The organism is Capnocytophaga sp. ARDL2 (assembly GCF_041530365.1).
In the GTDB taxonomy this organism is placed as follows: Bacteria; Bacteroidota; Bacteroidia; order Flavobacteriales; family Flavobacteriaceae; genus Flavobacterium.
This window is the reverse complement of sequence record NZ_CP168034.1, coordinates 1,003,806-1,019,410: the sequence shown is the minus strand read 5'-3', so window position 1 is coordinate 1,019,410 and position 15,605 is coordinate 1,003,806. Positions and strand designations below refer to the sequence as shown.

19 protein-coding genes and 1 pseudogene are annotated in these 15,605 nt (G+C 34.0%); 3 read left to right on the top strand and 17 right to left on the bottom strand.

Features of this window, described 5'->3' with window-relative positions; genetic code table 11:
- Window positions 1-50 precede the first annotated feature (50 nt).
- The 7 genes from AB4865_RS05045 to AB4865_RS05015 all read right to left on the bottom strand — a co-directional run bounded on the left by AB4865_RS05045 (window position 51) and on the right by AB4865_RS05015 (window position 3,517).
- Window positions 51-320, bottom strand: coding sequence for a hypothetical protein (locus tag AB4865_RS05045; RefSeq protein ID WP_372474635.1), 270 nt, complete (start codon window positions 318-320; stop codon window positions 51-53).
- Between the two features lie 35 nt (window positions 321-355).
- On the bottom strand, window positions 356-766 hold the full coding sequence (locus AB4865_RS05040) for a 6-pyruvoyl tetrahydropterin synthase family protein (RefSeq protein ID WP_372474634.1): 411 nt from the start codon (window positions 764-766) through the stop codon (window positions 356-358).
- A gap of 5 nt (window positions 767-771) precedes the next feature.
- Entirely contained in the window at window positions 772-1,290 is a 519-nt protein-coding gene (idi, locus tag AB4865_RS05035; RefSeq protein WP_372474633.1) for an isopentenyl-diphosphate Delta-isomerase, read from the bottom strand.
- 228 nt (window positions 1,291-1,518) lie between these two features.
- Window positions 1,519-2,001: a 5-(carboxyamino)imidazole ribonucleotide mutase gene (gene purE, locus AB4865_RS05030; protein ID WP_372474632.1), complete on the bottom strand. Its 483-nt coding sequence runs from the start codon at window positions 1,999-2,001 to the stop codon at window positions 1,519-1,521.
- 1 nt (window position 2,002) lies between these two features.
- Window positions 2,003-3,157: a 5-(carboxyamino)imidazole ribonucleotide synthase gene (locus AB4865_RS05025; protein WP_372474631.1), complete on the bottom strand. Its 1,155-nt coding sequence runs from the start codon at window positions 3,155-3,157 to the stop codon at window positions 2,003-2,005.
- Window positions 3,158-3,242: 85 nt separating this feature from the next.
- Window positions 3,243-3,365 (bottom strand): hypothetical protein, encoded by a 123-nt coding sequence (locus AB4865_RS05020; RefSeq protein WP_372474630.1) that lies wholly within the window; start codon window positions 3,363-3,365, stop codon window positions 3,243-3,245.
- Complete coding sequence (locus tag AB4865_RS05015) at window positions 3,362-3,517, bottom strand: hypothetical protein (RefSeq protein WP_372474884.1); 156 nt, start codon at window positions 3,515-3,517, stop codon at window positions 3,362-3,364. The genes AB4865_RS05020 and AB4865_RS05015 overlap by 4 nt, the downstream gene beginning before the upstream one ends.
- 227 nt (window positions 3,518-3,744) lie before the next feature.
- Here AB4865_RS05015 and AB4865_RS05010 point away from each other — a divergent pair, with 227 nt between their 5' ends.
- Together AB4865_RS05010 and AB4865_RS05005 are read left to right on the top strand one after the other, a co-directional pair.
- Entirely contained in the window at window positions 3,745-5,058 is a 1,314-nt protein-coding gene (locus AB4865_RS05010) for an MFS transporter (RefSeq protein ID WP_372474629.1), read from the top strand.
- Between the two features lie 70 nt (window positions 5,059-5,128).
- On the top strand, window positions 5,129-5,677 hold the full coding sequence (locus AB4865_RS05005; RefSeq protein WP_372474628.1) for a DUF6252 family protein: 549 nt from the start codon (window positions 5,129-5,131) through the stop codon (window positions 5,675-5,677).
- 73 nt (window positions 5,678-5,750) lie between these two features.
- Here AB4865_RS05005 and AB4865_RS05000 read toward each other — a convergent pair whose 3' ends face one another.
- From AB4865_RS05000 to AB4865_RS04970, 7 genes are read right to left on the bottom strand one after another with little or no spacing between them, the layout of a single operon-like run.
- A complete protein-coding gene (locus AB4865_RS05000) occupies window positions 5,751-6,782 on the bottom strand; it encodes a PLP-dependent cysteine synthase family protein (RefSeq protein WP_372474627.1) in 1,032 nt (343 codons plus the stop codon).
- A 50-nt stretch (window positions 6,783-6,832) separates the two neighbouring features.
- A complete protein-coding gene (locus AB4865_RS04995) occupies window positions 6,833-8,860 on the bottom strand; it encodes a M3 family metallopeptidase (RefSeq protein ID WP_372474626.1) in 2,028 nt (675 codons plus the stop codon).
- Window positions 8,861-8,913: 53 nt separating this feature from the next.
- On the bottom strand, window positions 8,914-9,666 hold the full coding sequence (locus AB4865_RS04990; RefSeq protein ID WP_372474625.1) for a superoxide dismutase: 753 nt from the start codon (window positions 9,664-9,666) through the stop codon (window positions 8,914-8,916).
- Entirely contained in the window at window positions 9,663-9,923 is a 261-nt protein-coding gene (locus tag AB4865_RS04985) for an acyl-CoA-binding protein (protein ID WP_372474624.1), read from the bottom strand. Before AB4865_RS04985 ends, AB4865_RS04990 begins: the two co-directional genes overlap by 4 nt.
- 4 nt (window positions 9,924-9,927) lie before the next feature.
- Window positions 9,928-10,578: a phosphatidylserine decarboxylase family protein gene (locus AB4865_RS04980; RefSeq protein ID WP_372474623.1), complete on the bottom strand. Its 651-nt coding sequence runs from the start codon at window positions 10,576-10,578 to the stop codon at window positions 9,928-9,930.
- Window positions 10,579-10,581: 3 nt separating this feature from the next.
- Window positions 10,582-11,376 (bottom strand): phosphatidate cytidylyltransferase, encoded by a 795-nt coding sequence (locus tag AB4865_RS04975; RefSeq protein WP_372474622.1) that lies wholly within the window; start codon window positions 11,374-11,376, stop codon window positions 10,582-10,584.
- Window position 11,377: 1 nt separating this feature from the next.
- Entirely contained in the window at window positions 11,378-11,980 is a 603-nt protein-coding gene (locus AB4865_RS04970; RefSeq protein WP_372474621.1) for a lactate utilization protein B/C, read from the bottom strand.
- A gap of 508 nt (window positions 11,981-12,488) precedes the next feature.
- Between AB4865_RS04970 and AB4865_RS04965 the strand changes: the two genes are divergently transcribed.
- Entirely contained in the window at window positions 12,489-12,899 is a 411-nt protein-coding gene (locus tag AB4865_RS04965) for a LytR/AlgR family response regulator transcription factor (protein ID WP_372474620.1), read from the top strand.
- Between the two features lie 48 nt (window positions 12,900-12,947).
- Here AB4865_RS04965 and AB4865_RS04960 read toward each other — a convergent pair.
- The 3 genes and pseudogenes from AB4865_RS04960 to AB4865_RS04950 all read right to left on the bottom strand — a co-directional run bounded on the left by AB4865_RS04960 (window position 12,948) and on the right by AB4865_RS04950 (window position 15,554).
- Window positions 12,948-14,302, bottom strand: a pseudogene (locus AB4865_RS04960) (saccharopine dehydrogenase C-terminal domain-containing protein).
- Between the two features lie 75 nt (window positions 14,303-14,377).
- Window positions 14,378-15,073 carry a hypothetical protein gene (locus AB4865_RS04955; protein ID WP_372474619.1) on the bottom strand — a complete coding sequence of 232 codons (696 nt, stop codon included), beginning with the start codon at window positions 15,071-15,073 and terminating at the stop codon, window positions 14,378-14,380.
- 4 nt (window positions 15,074-15,077) lie between these two features.
- A complete protein-coding gene (locus AB4865_RS04950; RefSeq protein WP_372474618.1) occupies window positions 15,078-15,554 on the bottom strand; it encodes a DUF4878 domain-containing protein in 477 nt (158 codons plus the stop codon).
- Window positions 15,555-15,605: the final 51 nt, after the last annotated feature.

Below are 15,605 nucleotides of genomic sequence, written 5' to 3'. Positions count from 1 at the left end.
TGCAATGCCCTAATCTAGTATTGCACTTTTTATGTATATGAAAAAAACTATTATTTTAATGTATTAATTTTCTCAATAATATTCATTGCAGATTCTTCTAATTCTGAATAAATACCTTTGAAATACGCTTTTTTATTTCCTTCTACATTCGCATTGATTTTTGAAAGTAAATCATCGTATTTTTCATAGATTTCATTCAACAAAGCTGAAGAATTTTCCGTTGGTTTTCCAGTGTTTGCCATTTCCCACATATATACTGCAGTAGTCAAATCACCTAATACATATCGTACATCTTTCTTTAAGTTTCTTACATTTGCCATTTTGTGCTATTTTAAATATTTGTTGCAAAGTTAGTTTATTTTCCTGAATATCTGACAAAATTTCTTGGAGTTTCGTACAATTCTACTTCCAATTCTAACGATTTGTCTATTCGTTTAGCAATTTTATGATAAATTACATAGGCAATGTGTTCAGCTGTTGGATTTAGATTTTTAAAATCATCTACATCTACATTTAGATTTTTATGATCAAAAGCCTGTTCAACCTCTTCGTAAATAATATCTGCCAAAATTTTCATATCGATTACATAGCCTGTATCCGGATTTACCTCACCTGTGATATGCACAATCAATTCGTAGTTGTGTCCGTGAAAATTGGGATTGTTGCACTTGCCAAAGATTTTTTCATTGGTTGCATCGTCCCAGTTTTTATTGTGCAAACGGTGGGCTGCATTGAAATGTGCTTTTCTACTAACGGTAACTTTCATATCCTTTACAGTTTTGACTCTATGTAATGATAAAATTTTTGAAAAATGATTTTAAACCACTCGGTATAAACCTGCGGATTGGCTTCGATATCGTTTCTTAATTCGATAATGTCCATCCATTTCCAATCGGCAACTTCCTCAGGATTGATTACAGGACTTTGGTTGGAATATCCAATCATCACATGGTCGAATTCGTGTTCGGTGAGTCCATTGTCGAATGGAGCCTTGTAAATAAAACTAAACACTTCTTCCAAAGGCACTTCCATCCCCATTTCTTCCTTCAAACGGCGTTTACCCGCTTGTAGATTGGTTTCGTTTTCTCGTTGATGGCTGCAACAAGTATTTGTCCACAACAAAGGTGAATGGTATTTGTGAGCGGCTCTTTGTTGCAAAAGCACCTCTTTTTTAACGTTGATTACAAAAACCGAAAATGCACGATGTAGCAAAGCTTTCTCATGAGCTTCGATTTTTTCCATCAAACCAATCGGATTGTCGTTGGTATCTACCAATATTACTTTTTCCATAATCTGCCTCCCCTTTCATAATACTCTCCTCCAAGTCTTCGGAGACTTCCTCCGAAGGAGAAAAAAAAAGGAGTGTTTATTTTTTGTTATACTAAAATCTGCGTTATCTGCTAAAATAAAATACACAAAGTTGATTATTTCAAAAATCTGCGTATTTTTTTAATTCGTAATTCTCCCTTGCGTAATAATTAACGCATTTTCATAATTCCCCTTCTGGGGATAGGGAGCTTATTTCCCCAAACCTTCACTTGCTTTCAAAACTGCCTCTTTCAAACCTTGTTTATAAGCAATCATTTTTTCTAACAAGTTAGCATTTTGACTTGCTAATATTTGCACTGCCAACAAACCTGCATTTTTAGCTCCGTTCAACGCTACAGTTGCCACAGGTACACCACCAGGCATTTGCAAAATAGACAATACAGAATCCCAACCGTCGATAGAGTTTGACGATTTTACTGGTACACCAATCACAGGTAGTGGACTCATAGAAGCCACCATTCCTGGCAAATGTGCAGCTCCTCCTGCTCCGGCAATAATTACATTGATTCCGTTTTTGTGCGCATTGGTAGAAAAATCAACCAATTTTTCTGGTGTACGATGTGCAGAAACAATATCCACATGTGTCTCTACTCCAAATTCTTTCAATACATCTATGGCTTGTTGCATTACAGGCATATCTGAGATACTACCCATTACTATGGCTACTTTCATATTATTTGCTTATTACTCTTATGGTTTCTTTTACTTGTTGTGCTACTTTTCTGGCTTCGGTCATGTCTTCGTTTACGATGGTTACATGCCCCATTTTTCTAAACGGACGCGTTTCTCTTTTTCCGTAAATATGTGGCGTGACTCCGTCAATAGCCATAATTTTTTCGATATTTTCATATACTACCTGGCCAGAATATCCTTCTTCTCCTACCAAATTTACCATGATTCCAGCTACTTTGCTTTCGGTATTACCCAATGGCAAATCTAAAATAGCACGTATATGTTGTTCAAATTGAGAAGTATAACTTGCCTCTATTGAGTAATGCCCCGAATTGTGAGGTCTTGGAGCTACTTCGTTTACCAAAATTTCATCGTCTTGCGTTTGGAACATTTCCACTGCCAACAATCCCACATGGTTGTAGGCTTCTGATACTTTCAATGCAACTTCTCTGGCTTTGGTTGCCACTGTATCATCGATACGAGCCGGACAAATCACATATTCTACTTGATTGGCCTCTGGGTGAAATTCCATTTCAACTACAGGATAAGTTTTGATTTCTCCCGAAGCCGAACGAGCAACAATCACTGCCAATTCGTTTTTGAAAGGAATCATCGTTTCGGCAATACATTCTGTATAGGGTAAAACCTCCAAATCTTCGACTTTTCTCACCACTTTTACACCATTTCCGTCGTAACCACCTTCGGTAGCTTTCCACACAAAAGGAAGGCTAACTTTTCCTTCGTTTACCGCAGATTTTAAATCATCAACAGATGAAAATCTATGATATGGAGCAGTGGGAATACTGTGTTTTGTATAAAAATCTTTCTGATTTCCTTTATTTTTTATCAATTGCAAAGTACTAGCCGATGGGAAAACTTTTTTACCTTGTTTTTCTAAAGTTTCCAAAGCATCTAAGTTTACATTTTCGATTTCGATGGTCAATACATCTACTTGATTTCCAAGTTGCATTACCGTATCATAATCTGTAAGACTACCTTGAAAAAACTTCGTTGCCCCAAACTGGCAAGGAGCTTCGGCACTTGGATCTAACACATAAGTTTGTATGTCGAATTTACGCGTATCGGTCAAAAGCATTTTTCCCAATTGACCACCACCTAAAATTCCTAATTTGAATTCAGAAGAAAAATAATCCATTGTTGTTAATAGTTTAAACCACAAAGGTACGGTATTTCTTTATTTTCATGAAGTATATAGATAAAAAAAGCGGATTGATGCTAATTTATTTCTTTTTACCACTAAGAAGCAGAGATTTCAAAAACGAGCGGTAACCCTTAGGAATATAAATATCCACAAACAACGAAACCACATCGCCATCGGCTATGCGTATGCTGTTTTGTCTCATTGAAAATTTCTGAATACCAAATCTGAAAAAGTAAAAAACTTAAACCCTTTCCAAAAATCTTTGTTCTGAATTTCTGTAGCAAATTCCTCATCTGCCAATTTCATAAAACGATAGATGGCAGTCGACAAAGGATATTGATAATTGAAAGGAATGGCATTTCCCTGTTATTGCTTGAGAATGAGTTTGAATTTCATTGAATAAGTGTTCTAAAAAACATTTGCATAAATTAAGAACTTTCCTTCACTCTTCAAAATAAAATGTATGAACAGCTTTTTTCTGTATGAACGGAAAATTTTTTATTGTCAACCCCATTTTTACAATTCATTTGGTAGTATACTCATTTTTTACCTACTTTTGAACCTTTCAAAATATTATAAAAATGAACACCTTTAAAAAAGACGATAAAAAAATTATTAATGCTTGGACATTTTACGATTGGGCAAATTCTGTGTATTCGTTAGTGGTGAGTTCGTCTGTATTTCCTTTATTTTACGGATTGCTCTTTGCTCAACGTGAAATGAGAAGTTGGACTATAGGCTCAACCGAAGTTCCTAGCGAATCTATCATTAGTTACCTTACTGCTTTTGGCTTTATTATCATATCCATTATTTCTCCTGTTTTATCCGGTGTAGCCGATTATTTGGGCAATAAAAAGTTTTTCCTCAAATTGTTTTGCTATTTGGGAGCAACAGGTTGTATGCTATTGTATTTTTTCTCATTGGATTACTTTTATTTTAGTCTTTCATTTTATTTGATGGCATTGCTTGGCTTTTGGGGAAGTTTGGTATTTTACAACTCGTATCTACCCGATATTGTTTCAAAGGAAAATCAAGACCGAGTGAGTGCCAAAGGTTTTGGAATGGGTTATATAGGCAGTGTACTTTTATTGATTATTTTACTCGTCATCATAATGAAGCACGAACTTTTTGGTTTTCAAAATACTGAACAAGCAATGCGTTTTTCTTTTGTAGCTGTAGGATTGTGGTGGATCGGTTTTAGTCAGATTAGTTATCGATATTTACCCAATTTCAGGAATGATAAAAAATTTGAAATGGGTATTTTAACCAACGGACTCAAAGAACTAAAAAAGGTATATTTTCAAATCAAAGAAAATGCGGTAATTAGCAAATATCTACAAGCGTTTTTTGTGTATAATATGGCGGTGCAAACTATCATGATTATTGCTGCTTATTTTGGTGAAAAAGAAATTCAATGGAAAGACAGTAACCAACGCACTATAGGATTGATTATTAGTATCATGATCATACAATTAATCGCTATTATTGGGGCATTTCTCACTTCAAAATTGGCAAGTAAAATTGGCAATTTCAAAACATTGATAGTCATCAATTGTATATGGATAGGAATTTGCTTATATGCCTACACTATTTTACAACCTATACAATTTTATATCACAGCTGGTTGCGTAGGATTTGTAATGGGTGGAATTCAATCTCTTTCTCGTTCTACATTTTCTAAATTATTGCCTAAAACAGAAGATACCACCTCTTTTTTCAGTTTTTTTGATTCTACAGAAAAGATTGGAATTGTATTCGGTATGAGCATGTACGGACTCATTACACAACTGACAGGAAAAGTACAAAATGCTATATTACTATTTGCAATTTTCTTTATTATTGGGGTAATTTTACTGGTACAAACCTTGAGAATTGAAAAAAAAAGTAAAAAATAAATCTTAATATTTCAGAAATATTATATATTTGAAAAATATTTAAATCGAAAAACAAAAACACATTATGAATATGATTAAAAAATTTGCTTTAGGATTGTTTGCAATAGCAACTTTTGCTTTTGTATCATGTGAAACTGAGAAATTGGGAGAAGGTGTTGAAAATAGCGACGTTGCTGCCACTCCTATTATGGCATATACTGATTCTGAACGCAATGTAACCAATGATGTTAGTGCAGTATTGAAAACCAATGGTACAATGGAAATCACAGCAAAATTTAAAAGAAAAAGTGAAGATTATAGAATTTCTACTCTAAAAATGGTTTTGAAAGGTACCTTTGGAGAAGGTTATTCATATCCTTGGGAAGGTGGAAATGAATCTTTTGAAGCTGTAAATGTTAGTACAGCAACTTTTCATTCTACGCATACAGGAATCACGTATTCTACTTTCAATTTACTACTCCCTTCGAGTATTGAGGGTAGAGTTGTAATAGACAAAGTAGATTTGACTAACAAAAGAATTTCTGGTACATTTTTATATACTTTGCAAAGTAGTGAAAATGCTCAATACATTCTTTCAAATGGAACGTTTTTCTACGTACCTTTTGTTTATGAAGAATAACATTTCATTTTGTTTCAACAAAAAACCTCATGTTTTTGCAAACATGAGTTTTTTTGTTGATTATTTTTATTATTTATTCAACTACTATCAATTCGTTGTCTAATTTTTCTACTACAAATCCTTGGTCGTTCATCCATTGATCACTGTAGATTTTACTTAAATATCTCGAACCGTGATCGGGCAATATTACGACTACTCTACTGTTTTTATCAAAGATATTTTCTTCGTTGAGTTGTTTCAATGCTTGAATCACCGATCCTGAAGTATACCCCATAAACAATCCTTCTTTCAATGCCAATTCTCTTGCAGACAAAGCCGAATTTTCATCATTTACTTTTACATATCGGTCTATGTATTCAAATTTGGTTGTAGTAGGTATTAAATTTTTACCTAAACCTTCGATGCGGTAAGAGTAAATTTCATTTTCGTCAAACTCACCAGTTTCGTGATATTTTTGAATAGCCGAACCGTAGGCATCAATTCCAATTACTTGAATTTCTGGATTTTTTTCTTTCAAATATTTTGCAACTCCCGAAAGTGTACCACCGGTACCCGAACATGCTATAAAATGAGTCAAAGTACCTTTGGTTTGCTCCCAAATCTCTTTTCCTGTGGTCAGGTAATGAGCCTCAACATTCAACTCATTAAAATATTGATTGATATATACCGAATTGGGAGTATCTTCGTGGATTTTTTTAGCTACATTATAGTACGAACGTGGATCTTCTGCTGATACTTTAGCAGGACACAAATAAACTTTTGCACCCATAGCACGTAACATATCGATTTTGTCTATAGACGATTTATCAGAAACCGCCAAAATACATTTGTAGCCTTTTATCATTGCAATCATTGCCAAACTAAAACCTGTGTTTCCCGAGGTAGTTTCGACAATAACACTTCCTGGCTTTAGTATTCCTTTTTTCTCAGCTGTTTCAATGATGTGTAATGCTATTCTATCTTTTGCAGAGTGTCCTGGATTAAACGCTTCTATTTTTGCGTAAAATAGTCCTTTAAAACCTTCTACAACTTTGTTTAATCGTACCAAAGGTGTATTTCCAATAAATTCTAAAATAGATTCACTTGCTTCTATTTTTTCTTTCATATTCTCTTGTAAAGTCTATTTGATGACTTTGCGACTGCAAATATACAAAATTATTTATTTATCAAACCTGCTCGTTTCATTAAAGCCGACACATTTGGCTCTTGTCCTCTAAACGCCTTGTACAAATCCATCGGATGTTCGCTACCTCCTTTTGACAATAAAGTTTTAAATTTTGCAGCAATTTCAGAGTCAAAAATTCCTTTATCTTTGAAATAGGCAAAAGCATCTGCATCCAAAACTTCTGCCCATTTATACGAATAGTATCCTGCGGAATATCCTCCCGAAAATATATGAGAAAATGAGGTACTCATAGCATTTTCTAAAACATCTGGATATATTTTTGTCGATTCAAATTGTTTGTTTTCAAATGTTTTTAGTTTTTCAGTTTCTTCAATCGACGATGTATGCCACCCCATGTCGAGCAATCCAAAACTCAATTGACGTACTGTAGCCAATCCTTCTAAAAAGTTGGAACTCTCCTTGATTTTATCAATATATTTTTGTGGAATTACCTCTCCTGTTTCATAATGTTTGGCAAACAATTGCAACACTTCTGGTTCATACACCCAATTTTCGAAAATCTGACTTGGCAATTCTACAAAATCCCAAAAAACCGAAGTTCCTGACAATGACGGATATACGGTATTTGCCAACATTCCATGCAGGGCATGACCAAACTCGTGAAACAGTGTTGTAACTTCATTAAACGTCAATAATGAAGGTTTGGTTTCTGTTGGAGACGTAAAATTGCATACAATAGACACATGTGGAATATGATGCTCTCCTTTTTCTTTCCATTGTAATTTATAAGATGTCATCCACGCACCATTTCGCTTACCTTTTCTTGGATGAAAATCGGTGTAAAGCAACGCAATTTTCTCATTGTTGTTCGTATCATAAACTTCAAAAACTCGTACATCTTTGTGATAGACATCAACTTGGTTGGTTTCTCTAAATTGTAATTGAAACAACTTTCCAGCTACAGCAAATGCTCCGTTCAAAACATTTTGTAATGAAAAATACGGACGAAGTATTTCATCATCTAAATCATACAACTCTTGTTTCATTTTTTCAGAAAAATAATTGGCATCCCATTTTTCTAAAGCTGAAATTCCATCTGTTTTCTTTGCAAATTGTGTCAATTGATCAAACTCTGCTAATGCAGCTGGTTTGGCTTTTTCCAACAATTCGTTTAAAAAAGACAATACCTTTTCAGGTGATTGAGCCATGCGTTCTTCCAACACAAAATGTGCATGATTTTTATACCCTAAAAGCTCAGCTCTTTTTTGTCTGAGATTGACAATTTCTTTGACAATTGCCTCATTGTTGTGTTCATTTTCCTGAAAGGCTTTTTTTCCGGCTGCAATCACCAATTCTTTACGCAATTCTCTATCCTTTACATAGGTTACAAACGGTAAATAACTTGGAAAATCTAAGGTAAAAATAAAACCTTTTTTCCCTTCTTTTTCAGCCAATTTTTGTGCCGTCTCCAATGCGTCTTTTGGCAATCCTTCCAATCGAATTTTATCTGTAATATGCAAGCGATATTTTTGTGTTTCTGCTAAAACATTTTCACCAAATTGCAACGTCAACACAGCCAATCGTGCATCGATTTCTCTTAATTGTTGCTTTTTTTCCTCGTCCAACAAAGCTCCGTTTCGCACAAAAGATTTATACGTTTGTGTTAGTAATGTTTGTTGCTCTATCGTCAATTTTGAAAAATCAGTGGTTTCATATACCTCTTTTACTCGTAAAAACAACTCTTGATTCAATGCGATATCATTGCGTAGTTTTGACAATTTTGGTGCTACTTCTTGAGCAATTTGTTGCATTTCGTCATTGGTCTCAGCACTGAGCAAATTGAAAAACACAGATGAAATTCTATTGAGTTGTTTTCCAGAATATTCCATTGCTTCTATCGTATTTTCAAAAGTAGGCTGAGCCGTTTGATTGCAAATAGCATCAATTTCTTCAGTATTTTCTTGTATTGCTTTTTCAAAAGCGGGTAAGTAATCTTCGTTTTTTATTTTTAAAAATGGAACTTCATCAAACGAAGTCAACAATATATTATTTGTCATAGTTTTTTGTTTATAGTTCATACAAAACAGGTCGCTCAATAGCGACCTTGTTTTTATTGTAATTTCTCATTAATTTTTCCCCAATCCAACAAATCAAAAAAGGCGTCGATATAATCTGCTCTTTTATTTTTGTGTTTTAGGTAGTATGCGTGTTCCCATACATCCAAACCAATGATTGGCGTACCTTTTATTGTGGCATTACTCATCAAAGGATTGTCTTGGTTTGCAGTGGTTGTGATTGCCAAAGATTGGTCATCTTTTACTACCAACCATACCCAACCTGAACCAAACACGCCTGTTCCTGCTTTTTTGAATTCGGCTTTAAAATTGTCAAACGAACCAAATTGTGCATTGATTTTTTCTGCAATTTTCCCCGTAGGATTTCCTCCTTTTTTTGCTCCTAAAATTTCCCAAAACAAATTGTGGTTGTAATATCCGCCTGCGTTGTTTCTCAAGGTTGCATTGTTTACATCCAATTTTGCCAACACCTCTTCAATCGAAAGATTTTCTAAATCGGTACCAGCAACGGTTTCGTTCAATTTGTTACAATAACCCAAATGATGTTTTCCGTAGTGCGTAGCCACTGTCAATGCATCCATGTGAGGTTCTAAACCGTTGTATTCGTAGTTTAGTCCCAACATCTGAAAAGAGCCTTTTTCTGCTTTTACATCGCTTGGCGACCCCAATTCAAAAGGAGCATCTGCTTGCTCTCTACTTGGCACATCTACTTCGTATACTTCCTCTTTGTTTTTGCATGCTGTAGCAATCATGGCTACTGATGCCATTAATACGATTGTTTTTTTCATGATAATAGTTTTTTTACTAGTTTTATATATTCTTCTTTTGCTTCTTGTTTTGTTAGATGCTTTACTTGCTGCCAAGCATTGATTTTGAAAGAACTCACTATCGTTAGATTGTGATCTATATTTGATTGCTCTTCATAACCGATGGCTTGTTTGTAGTATGCGTACAACCTCAGCATATCATCTGCGGCAACTTTTTTGTCAGATGTCGATATATGTTGATAGCATTGTTGAAATTCTACATCCAATTGTTCCTCCATGGTTTTATTTTTTGGAAATCACAGTAACATTACCTTTGGCTTTTTGGTTGAGCTGTACATCTACTTTGGTACCAATAGGCAAGTAAATATCTACACGCGAACCAAATTTGATAAATCCAGCATCTGTACCTTGTACCACTTGTTGCCCTACTTTGGCATAATTCACAATGCGTTTTGCCAAAGCTCCTGCAATTTGTCGATACATCACCTCACCAAAAACGGGATTGTCTATCACCACAGTAGTACGTTCGTTTTCTTCACTGGCTTTTGGATGCCAAGCTACCAAATATTTACCAGGGTGGTATTTGCTGTATTTTACAAGACCGCTCAGGGCGTATCTCGTTACATGCACATTGATAGGCGACATAAAAATAGACACCATCAATCGTTTGTCTTTGAAATATTCTGGTTCGTAAACCTCTTCAATCACCACAACCTTACCATCAACTGGGGCTAAAATTGTATGTTCAGAAGCATTTGCAATATATCTTTTAGGATTTCTAAAAAACTGCAAAATCATGATTAAAAAGAAAAGTGTAATCAATTGCACACACAATCTCAACCATTCGATAGTAATCATATCTGCTGCTAAAATAATAGCTGCTGTCGCAATCAAAGCTCCAACGATGATTTTAAATCCTTCTTTGTGAAACATTTTTTATAAAAAATAATAAATTAACAAAATAAATGGAGCAATGAAAAGAATACTGTCCATTCTATCTAAAATTCCACCGTGTCCGGGTAAAATTTTTCCACTGTCTTTGATACCTTCTTGTCGTTTGTATTTCGATTCTATCAAATCGCCAATTGTACCGAAAACACCAATACTCAAGGCGATAATTACCCAAATGAAATAAGTAAAAAACTCAGAAACCATAGTACTTCGTAAGATACTACTTACCAAAATAGCCACAAGCACCCCACCTACAAAACCTTCGATGGTTTTTTTAGGAGAAATTGTTTCAAATAGTTTTCTCTTTCCAAATTTTCGACCGCAAATATACGCAAAAGTATCATTTGTCCATATCAAAATAAAATATGCTAAAAGTAATTTGGGTTGAAATTCACCGTTGAAATAACTCAATTGTATAATGGCTAAAAAAGGAAAAATCACATAACCAAACAAATGAAATTTCTTTTGATAAAACGATTGATAGTTAAACGATTTTCTTGCAAATAAAAAATAGGTAAGCAATAACAAAAAGGGAATGCAAAGTAAAGGAATGAATTGTATTATATCATCTTCCAACAAAAAAGTAGGAATCACAGCAAAAAACACTGCCAATAAAATGTAATTTGGATTGAGTTTTACGATATTGGCAAATTCATAAGTAGCAATCGTCATCAAAGCCAAAAACACAGCCTTGAAAACAATTTCACTGATAAACATTGCCCCAACCAAAAGGAGAATATATACTGAGCCACTCAAGGCTCGTGTAAGACTTTCAGACATTTTATAAATCTTCTAACAATAGTAAATATAGATTTTTTGCACACAAACCGTATTGAAGGAAATCATCCGTTTGTTGAACACTCTCATTGAAATTTTTCAATGTGGTAATATTCGTTGGAATTTCACCTTCGTATTTGTATTTAATATTGCTCAACCCTTCGCTTTTTGTGCGTAAAATCTGACTTGTACGCCCAATAACAATCATGTTTTTAGGCAATTGATTGGATTTGAATTGCAACAATTGTTTCGAAGAAAATAGCACAGATCCATCTTCTGCAACTAAGCCCTCACAAGTACTGAGGATGAAAACGGGATTTTTAGGTTCTAAATATTCCAAATTGTTTTCGCGTAACATCGGACACAACAATTTTTCAAAAGTGAGTGCCTCGCGTTCAAACCAGTCATTTTCTTGTAAGATACTCTCAAAAGTGTCTTTCAATTCATCTATAGTTTCACAATAAAGAAACTTACCCCCATTGGCTTTAAAATTTTCCATAAACAACTCATCTACTGGAATTTGTTTATCTGGAAAATATTTACTTTCCTTTGGTTGTTCTGCTTTATTTTTACTGAATATATTGAGTATTTTTTGGATAAAATTCATGTTCAAAATGTCATAAACTATGATAAATAACCAAAATTATAAAAAAATATTGATTCAATTCGATAAACGTTAAAATATTTAACAAAAATCATTTTTTTATACTTTTTTTTCTTTTGAAACAAAAGTATTTTTTTCTTCTTTTTTGCTATAAATAAATTCCTTTTTTTATATTAGCGAAGCAATAGACATAATACTTATAAAATGATGAAAATACTCATAATAGACGATGAAAAACACGCATTAATTACACTAAACATTATCTAAAAACTATAGTCGATGATGTAAAAATCACTACGATACAAGATAGTAGTTTATCAAAAGAGACCATTGAAAGTTTTGAACCTGATTTGGTATTTTTAGATATTGAAAGGCCGTACTTCAATGAATTTGAAGTCTTACAACAATTTGACAATCTGCCTTTTGAAGTGGTTTATACAACTGCTTACGATCAGTATACCGTATAAACATTACGCCTCAATGCATTGACTACCTATTAAAGCCCATTGATATGGAAGAATTGCGTCTTGCCATCGATAAATTTTTGAAAAAAGAACTCCTCATCACCAATGAGCAGGTGGCATCAGTGAGTACATTTCGCATAGGAGAAATTTCAAATACATTAGCAATTTCTACTCAAAAAGGGCTGGTTTTTACAAAAATGGAAGACATCATGAACCTTTCTGCCGATAGATCTTATACAACCATTCAACTGACCAATGGAGAAAAACATTTTGTCAGTAAATCAATAACGCATTTTGAAAAATTACTAACCGAATTTCCGTTCTTTTTTAGAACACATAAATCTCATATTATCAACCTAAAATACATTAGGGAAAGTGGTGCCGAAATCGTAATGGAAGACGACAATGTCATCCTTTTAAGTCGAGCAAAAAAAGAACGATTTTCTCAATTTATTTAAAAAAGTATAAAATAAAAAAAGCTATCCTAATTGGACAGCTTTTTTGTATTACAATTCCCCATCATAAGGAACTTCTAATTCTGTAAATGAAATTTGAAAAGATTTTTCCAATTCTTCCAAAACAGGTTTATAAACTTCTTTTGTAATAGGCATTTGCACACCTGGAGTAGATATTTTTCCATCGAGAATTTGTAAGGCAATGATTCCCACTGGAAGCCCTACCGTTTTTGCCATGGCTGTATGAATATTGTCATCTCCTATACATACCATCGTTGCATCGATTTGTTTGAGTTCGCCCTCGTATTCATAACTAAATTTATGATACATTACAATCATATCTTTATCTTCTGGTTGCAATTGCCAAGACTCAGACAATATTTTCTCCATCACTTGAGCCGGTGTAGCATTTTTCAATCCGATTATTTTCTTGTCGCTAAACAAATCCAATTCCACAAATTTTTCCCAAGCCGTATCATCTGGATCAATATTTAGTGTCAATCGGAACTTTACTTCAACAGAATCTGTTGGATGGTAATACAAGAATGAATTAATAAATTCACGATACGTCATGTTTTCTGAGTTTTCAATGGTGTAACTATCGTCCGTAACTCCCAATTGAATCAACATATTCCATGCACGTGAATACCCAACTCTACGTATAGTACCTCTATAAATCGTGTGAGCTCTTCCAATCCATAGACTTCGCGATAGCTCAGTGAATCACGATTAGCGTAGGCTTCAAATTTTCCATATCCTTCGATAGTCAAAAACTCTGTTCTACGAAACAATCGGTGGTAGGGAATGTATTTATAATTGCCTTGTTGCAAAAACATAGCGGCACCGCCCTGCCCTGCTAATACAACATTTCGTGGATTCCAAGAAAATTTGTAATTCCAAGCGTTATTGTCAGATTCTGGTGCTACCAATCCTCCACAAAATGATTCAAAACGTACTATCTTCCCTCCTTTTTCGCGTATTTCGTCCAATACTTTCATGGCACTCATGTGGTCAATCCCTGGATCTAAACCACACTCATTCATAAACACTAACTTTTTTGCCTTTACCTCTGCGTCTAATCCTATCATTTCTTTAGAAATATACGAAGCAGTAACCATATGCTTGCCATAAGTAACACAATCTTTGGCTAACTCAATATGCAAAAAGGCTGGTAACATAGAGATAACCAAATCTGAAGATTGCACCAACTCTTTTCGCAATTCCTCTTGATCTAATGTAAACTGAATTGCTACTCCATTTGGATGGTTATCTATTTTCTTTTGAGCTGATTCTAAATACATATCAGCTACAGTAACTTTGTAATTTCTTTCTGTAGAGTGGTTCAATAAGTATTTTATCAAACTGGAAGCCGAACGCCCCGCCCCTACAATAGTGATGTTTTTCATTGTTTGTGATTAATAATGTAACAACTGCACGAAGTTACAACTTTTCTTACAGACTAAAAATTTTATCGATAGATTTTAGAATTTATTTACATTTTCAAAAGTGGAAAGTAATATCTCAAAAAAACTTTCATCTGTTAATCCATCCATCGAATACCACAATTTCTTTTGTGATGATTCTTCTTTTGGCAAGGGAAAATAATTCATTTTATAAAACAATATGTACCAAATCAATTCTGTACAAAACAATTCGGAATCATCGTGTATGTTTCCTTTTTTGTCAAAGGGAGTTTGCATTTTCACATATTCTTTCGCATAGGATACCAATTGATTTTGTTGCATAGATGAAATATTTTTTACACGAACGACAACCAATTTATTTGCTTGAGAATAATGTAAAAAACTATTCAGCGACTCTTCTATTACTCCGCTGATGTTGCGATTATCTGCCGAAAGCGAATGAATCACATACCACTCCTCCCCTTTTTTGTACAAAATTCCAGCGTGAGAAACATCATACGCCGATTGATTGAAATAATCAGCCACCCAATCGCTCAATAGTCCATAACCTCTCCGTAAAATGATATCTCCATCTTGGATTTTTGACATTTGTATTTCTGATAACGATGCAGATTCTATTCGTTGATTGATTTGTTTTTGTTCGGATTTTTCGTCCCAAAAACGCAGGATTTTATAGGTCAAAAAAAAGCATAAAAAAACACTTCCTACAACTATAGAAATGTTCTTAGCTATAAAAAGTGTTTTGTTTTTCATGATTTTACTCAGCAACAGGCATCTCTTCTACCATTTGTTCTTGTTCCTCTACTCCGTTGGTTCCTTCGTGTTGAATAGTTGATTCATTTAGCTTTCCTTCTGGCAAAGCATTTTCTTTATTCATGTTTTCTTTGTTCATAGAAACTTTCCACTCGCCATCTATTTTTTTTAATCGCAGGAAATTTTCTTTTCCCTCTACTTTGTAAGTTACAGTTGCCAAGTCGTCTTTTTCTTCAACTTTTTCAATGGTAAACTCTTTTACTCCTTCTTTTTTGATTTCTTCTTTCAAAGATTCACCACCGAAAGTTGTAACCAAATTCAACAAATCAGCTGTTTGAGAGTCGCCGTATTTTTTTGCTTCTTCAAAATCTCCTTTTTGAGTAGCTGTTAAAAATTTTTCTGCAACTGCTTTTGGCGAATTAGACGAACCACAGGCAACAAAGAAAATTGCCATGATACAAAATGCTAAAAGTTTTTTCATATCTCTTTTTGTTTAACAATTACATCCACTAATATACATTTTTCTAAAATA

Coding starts and splice junctions, on each gene's coding strand:
- AB4865_RS05045 (WP_372474635.1), bottom strand. CDS start 320: ATGGCAAATGTAAGAAACTTAAAGAAAGATGTACGATATGTATTAGGT.
- AB4865_RS05040 (WP_372474634.1), bottom strand. CDS start 766: ATGAAAGTTACCGTTAGTAGAAAAGCACATTTCAATGCAGCCCACCGT.
- idi (WP_372474633.1), bottom strand. CDS start 1,290: ATGGAAAAAGTAATATTGGTAGATACCAACGACAATCCGATTGGTTTG.
- purE (WP_372474632.1), bottom strand. CDS start 2,001: ATGAAAGTAGCCATAGTAATGGGTAGTATCTCAGATATGCCTGTAATG.
- AB4865_RS05025 (WP_372474631.1), bottom strand. CDS start 3,157: ATGGATTATTTTTCTTCTGAATTCAAATTAGGAATTTTAGGTGGTGGT.
- AB4865_RS05020 (WP_372474630.1), bottom strand. CDS start 3,365: ATGAGACAAAACAGCATACGCATAGCCGATGGCGATGTGGTTTCGTTG.
- AB4865_RS05010 (WP_372474629.1), top strand. CDS start 3,745: ATGAACACCTTTAAAAAAGACGATAAAAAAATTATTAATGCTTGGACA.
- AB4865_RS05005 (WP_372474628.1), top strand. CDS start 5,129: ATGATTAAAAAATTTGCTTTAGGATTGTTTGCAATAGCAACTTTTGCT.
- AB4865_RS05000 (WP_372474627.1), bottom strand. CDS start 6,782: ATGAAAGAAAAAATAGAAGCAAGTGAATCTATTTTAGAATTTATTGGA.
- AB4865_RS04995 (WP_372474626.1), bottom strand. CDS start 8,860: ATGACAAATAATATATTGTTGACTTCGTTTGATGAAGTTCCATTTTTA.
- AB4865_RS04990 (WP_372474625.1), bottom strand. CDS start 9,666: ATGAAAAAAACAATCGTATTAATGGCATCAGTAGCCATGATTGCTACA.
- AB4865_RS04985 (WP_372474624.1), bottom strand. CDS start 9,923: ATGGAGGAACAATTGGATGTAGAATTTCAACAATGCTATCAACATATA.
- AB4865_RS04980 (WP_372474623.1), bottom strand. CDS start 10,578: ATGTTTCACAAAGAAGGATTTAAAATCATCGTTGGAGCTTTGATTGCG.
- AB4865_RS04975 (WP_372474622.1), bottom strand. CDS start 11,376: ATGTCTGAAAGTCTTACACGAGCCTTGAGTGGCTCAGTATATATTCTC.
- AB4865_RS04970 (WP_372474621.1), bottom strand. CDS start 11,980: ATGAATTTTATCCAAAAAATACTCAATATATTCAGTAAAAATAAAGCA.
- AB4865_RS04965 (WP_372474620.1), top strand. CDS start 12,489: ATGGAAGAATTGCGTCTTGCCATCGATAAATTTTTGAAAAAAGAACTC.
- AB4865_RS04955 (WP_372474619.1), bottom strand. CDS start 15,073: ATGAAAAACAAAACACTTTTTATAGCTAAGAACATTTCTATAGTTGTA.
- AB4865_RS04950 (WP_372474618.1), bottom strand. CDS start 15,554: ATGAAAAAACTTTTAGCATTTTGTATCATGGCAATTTTCTTTGTTGCC.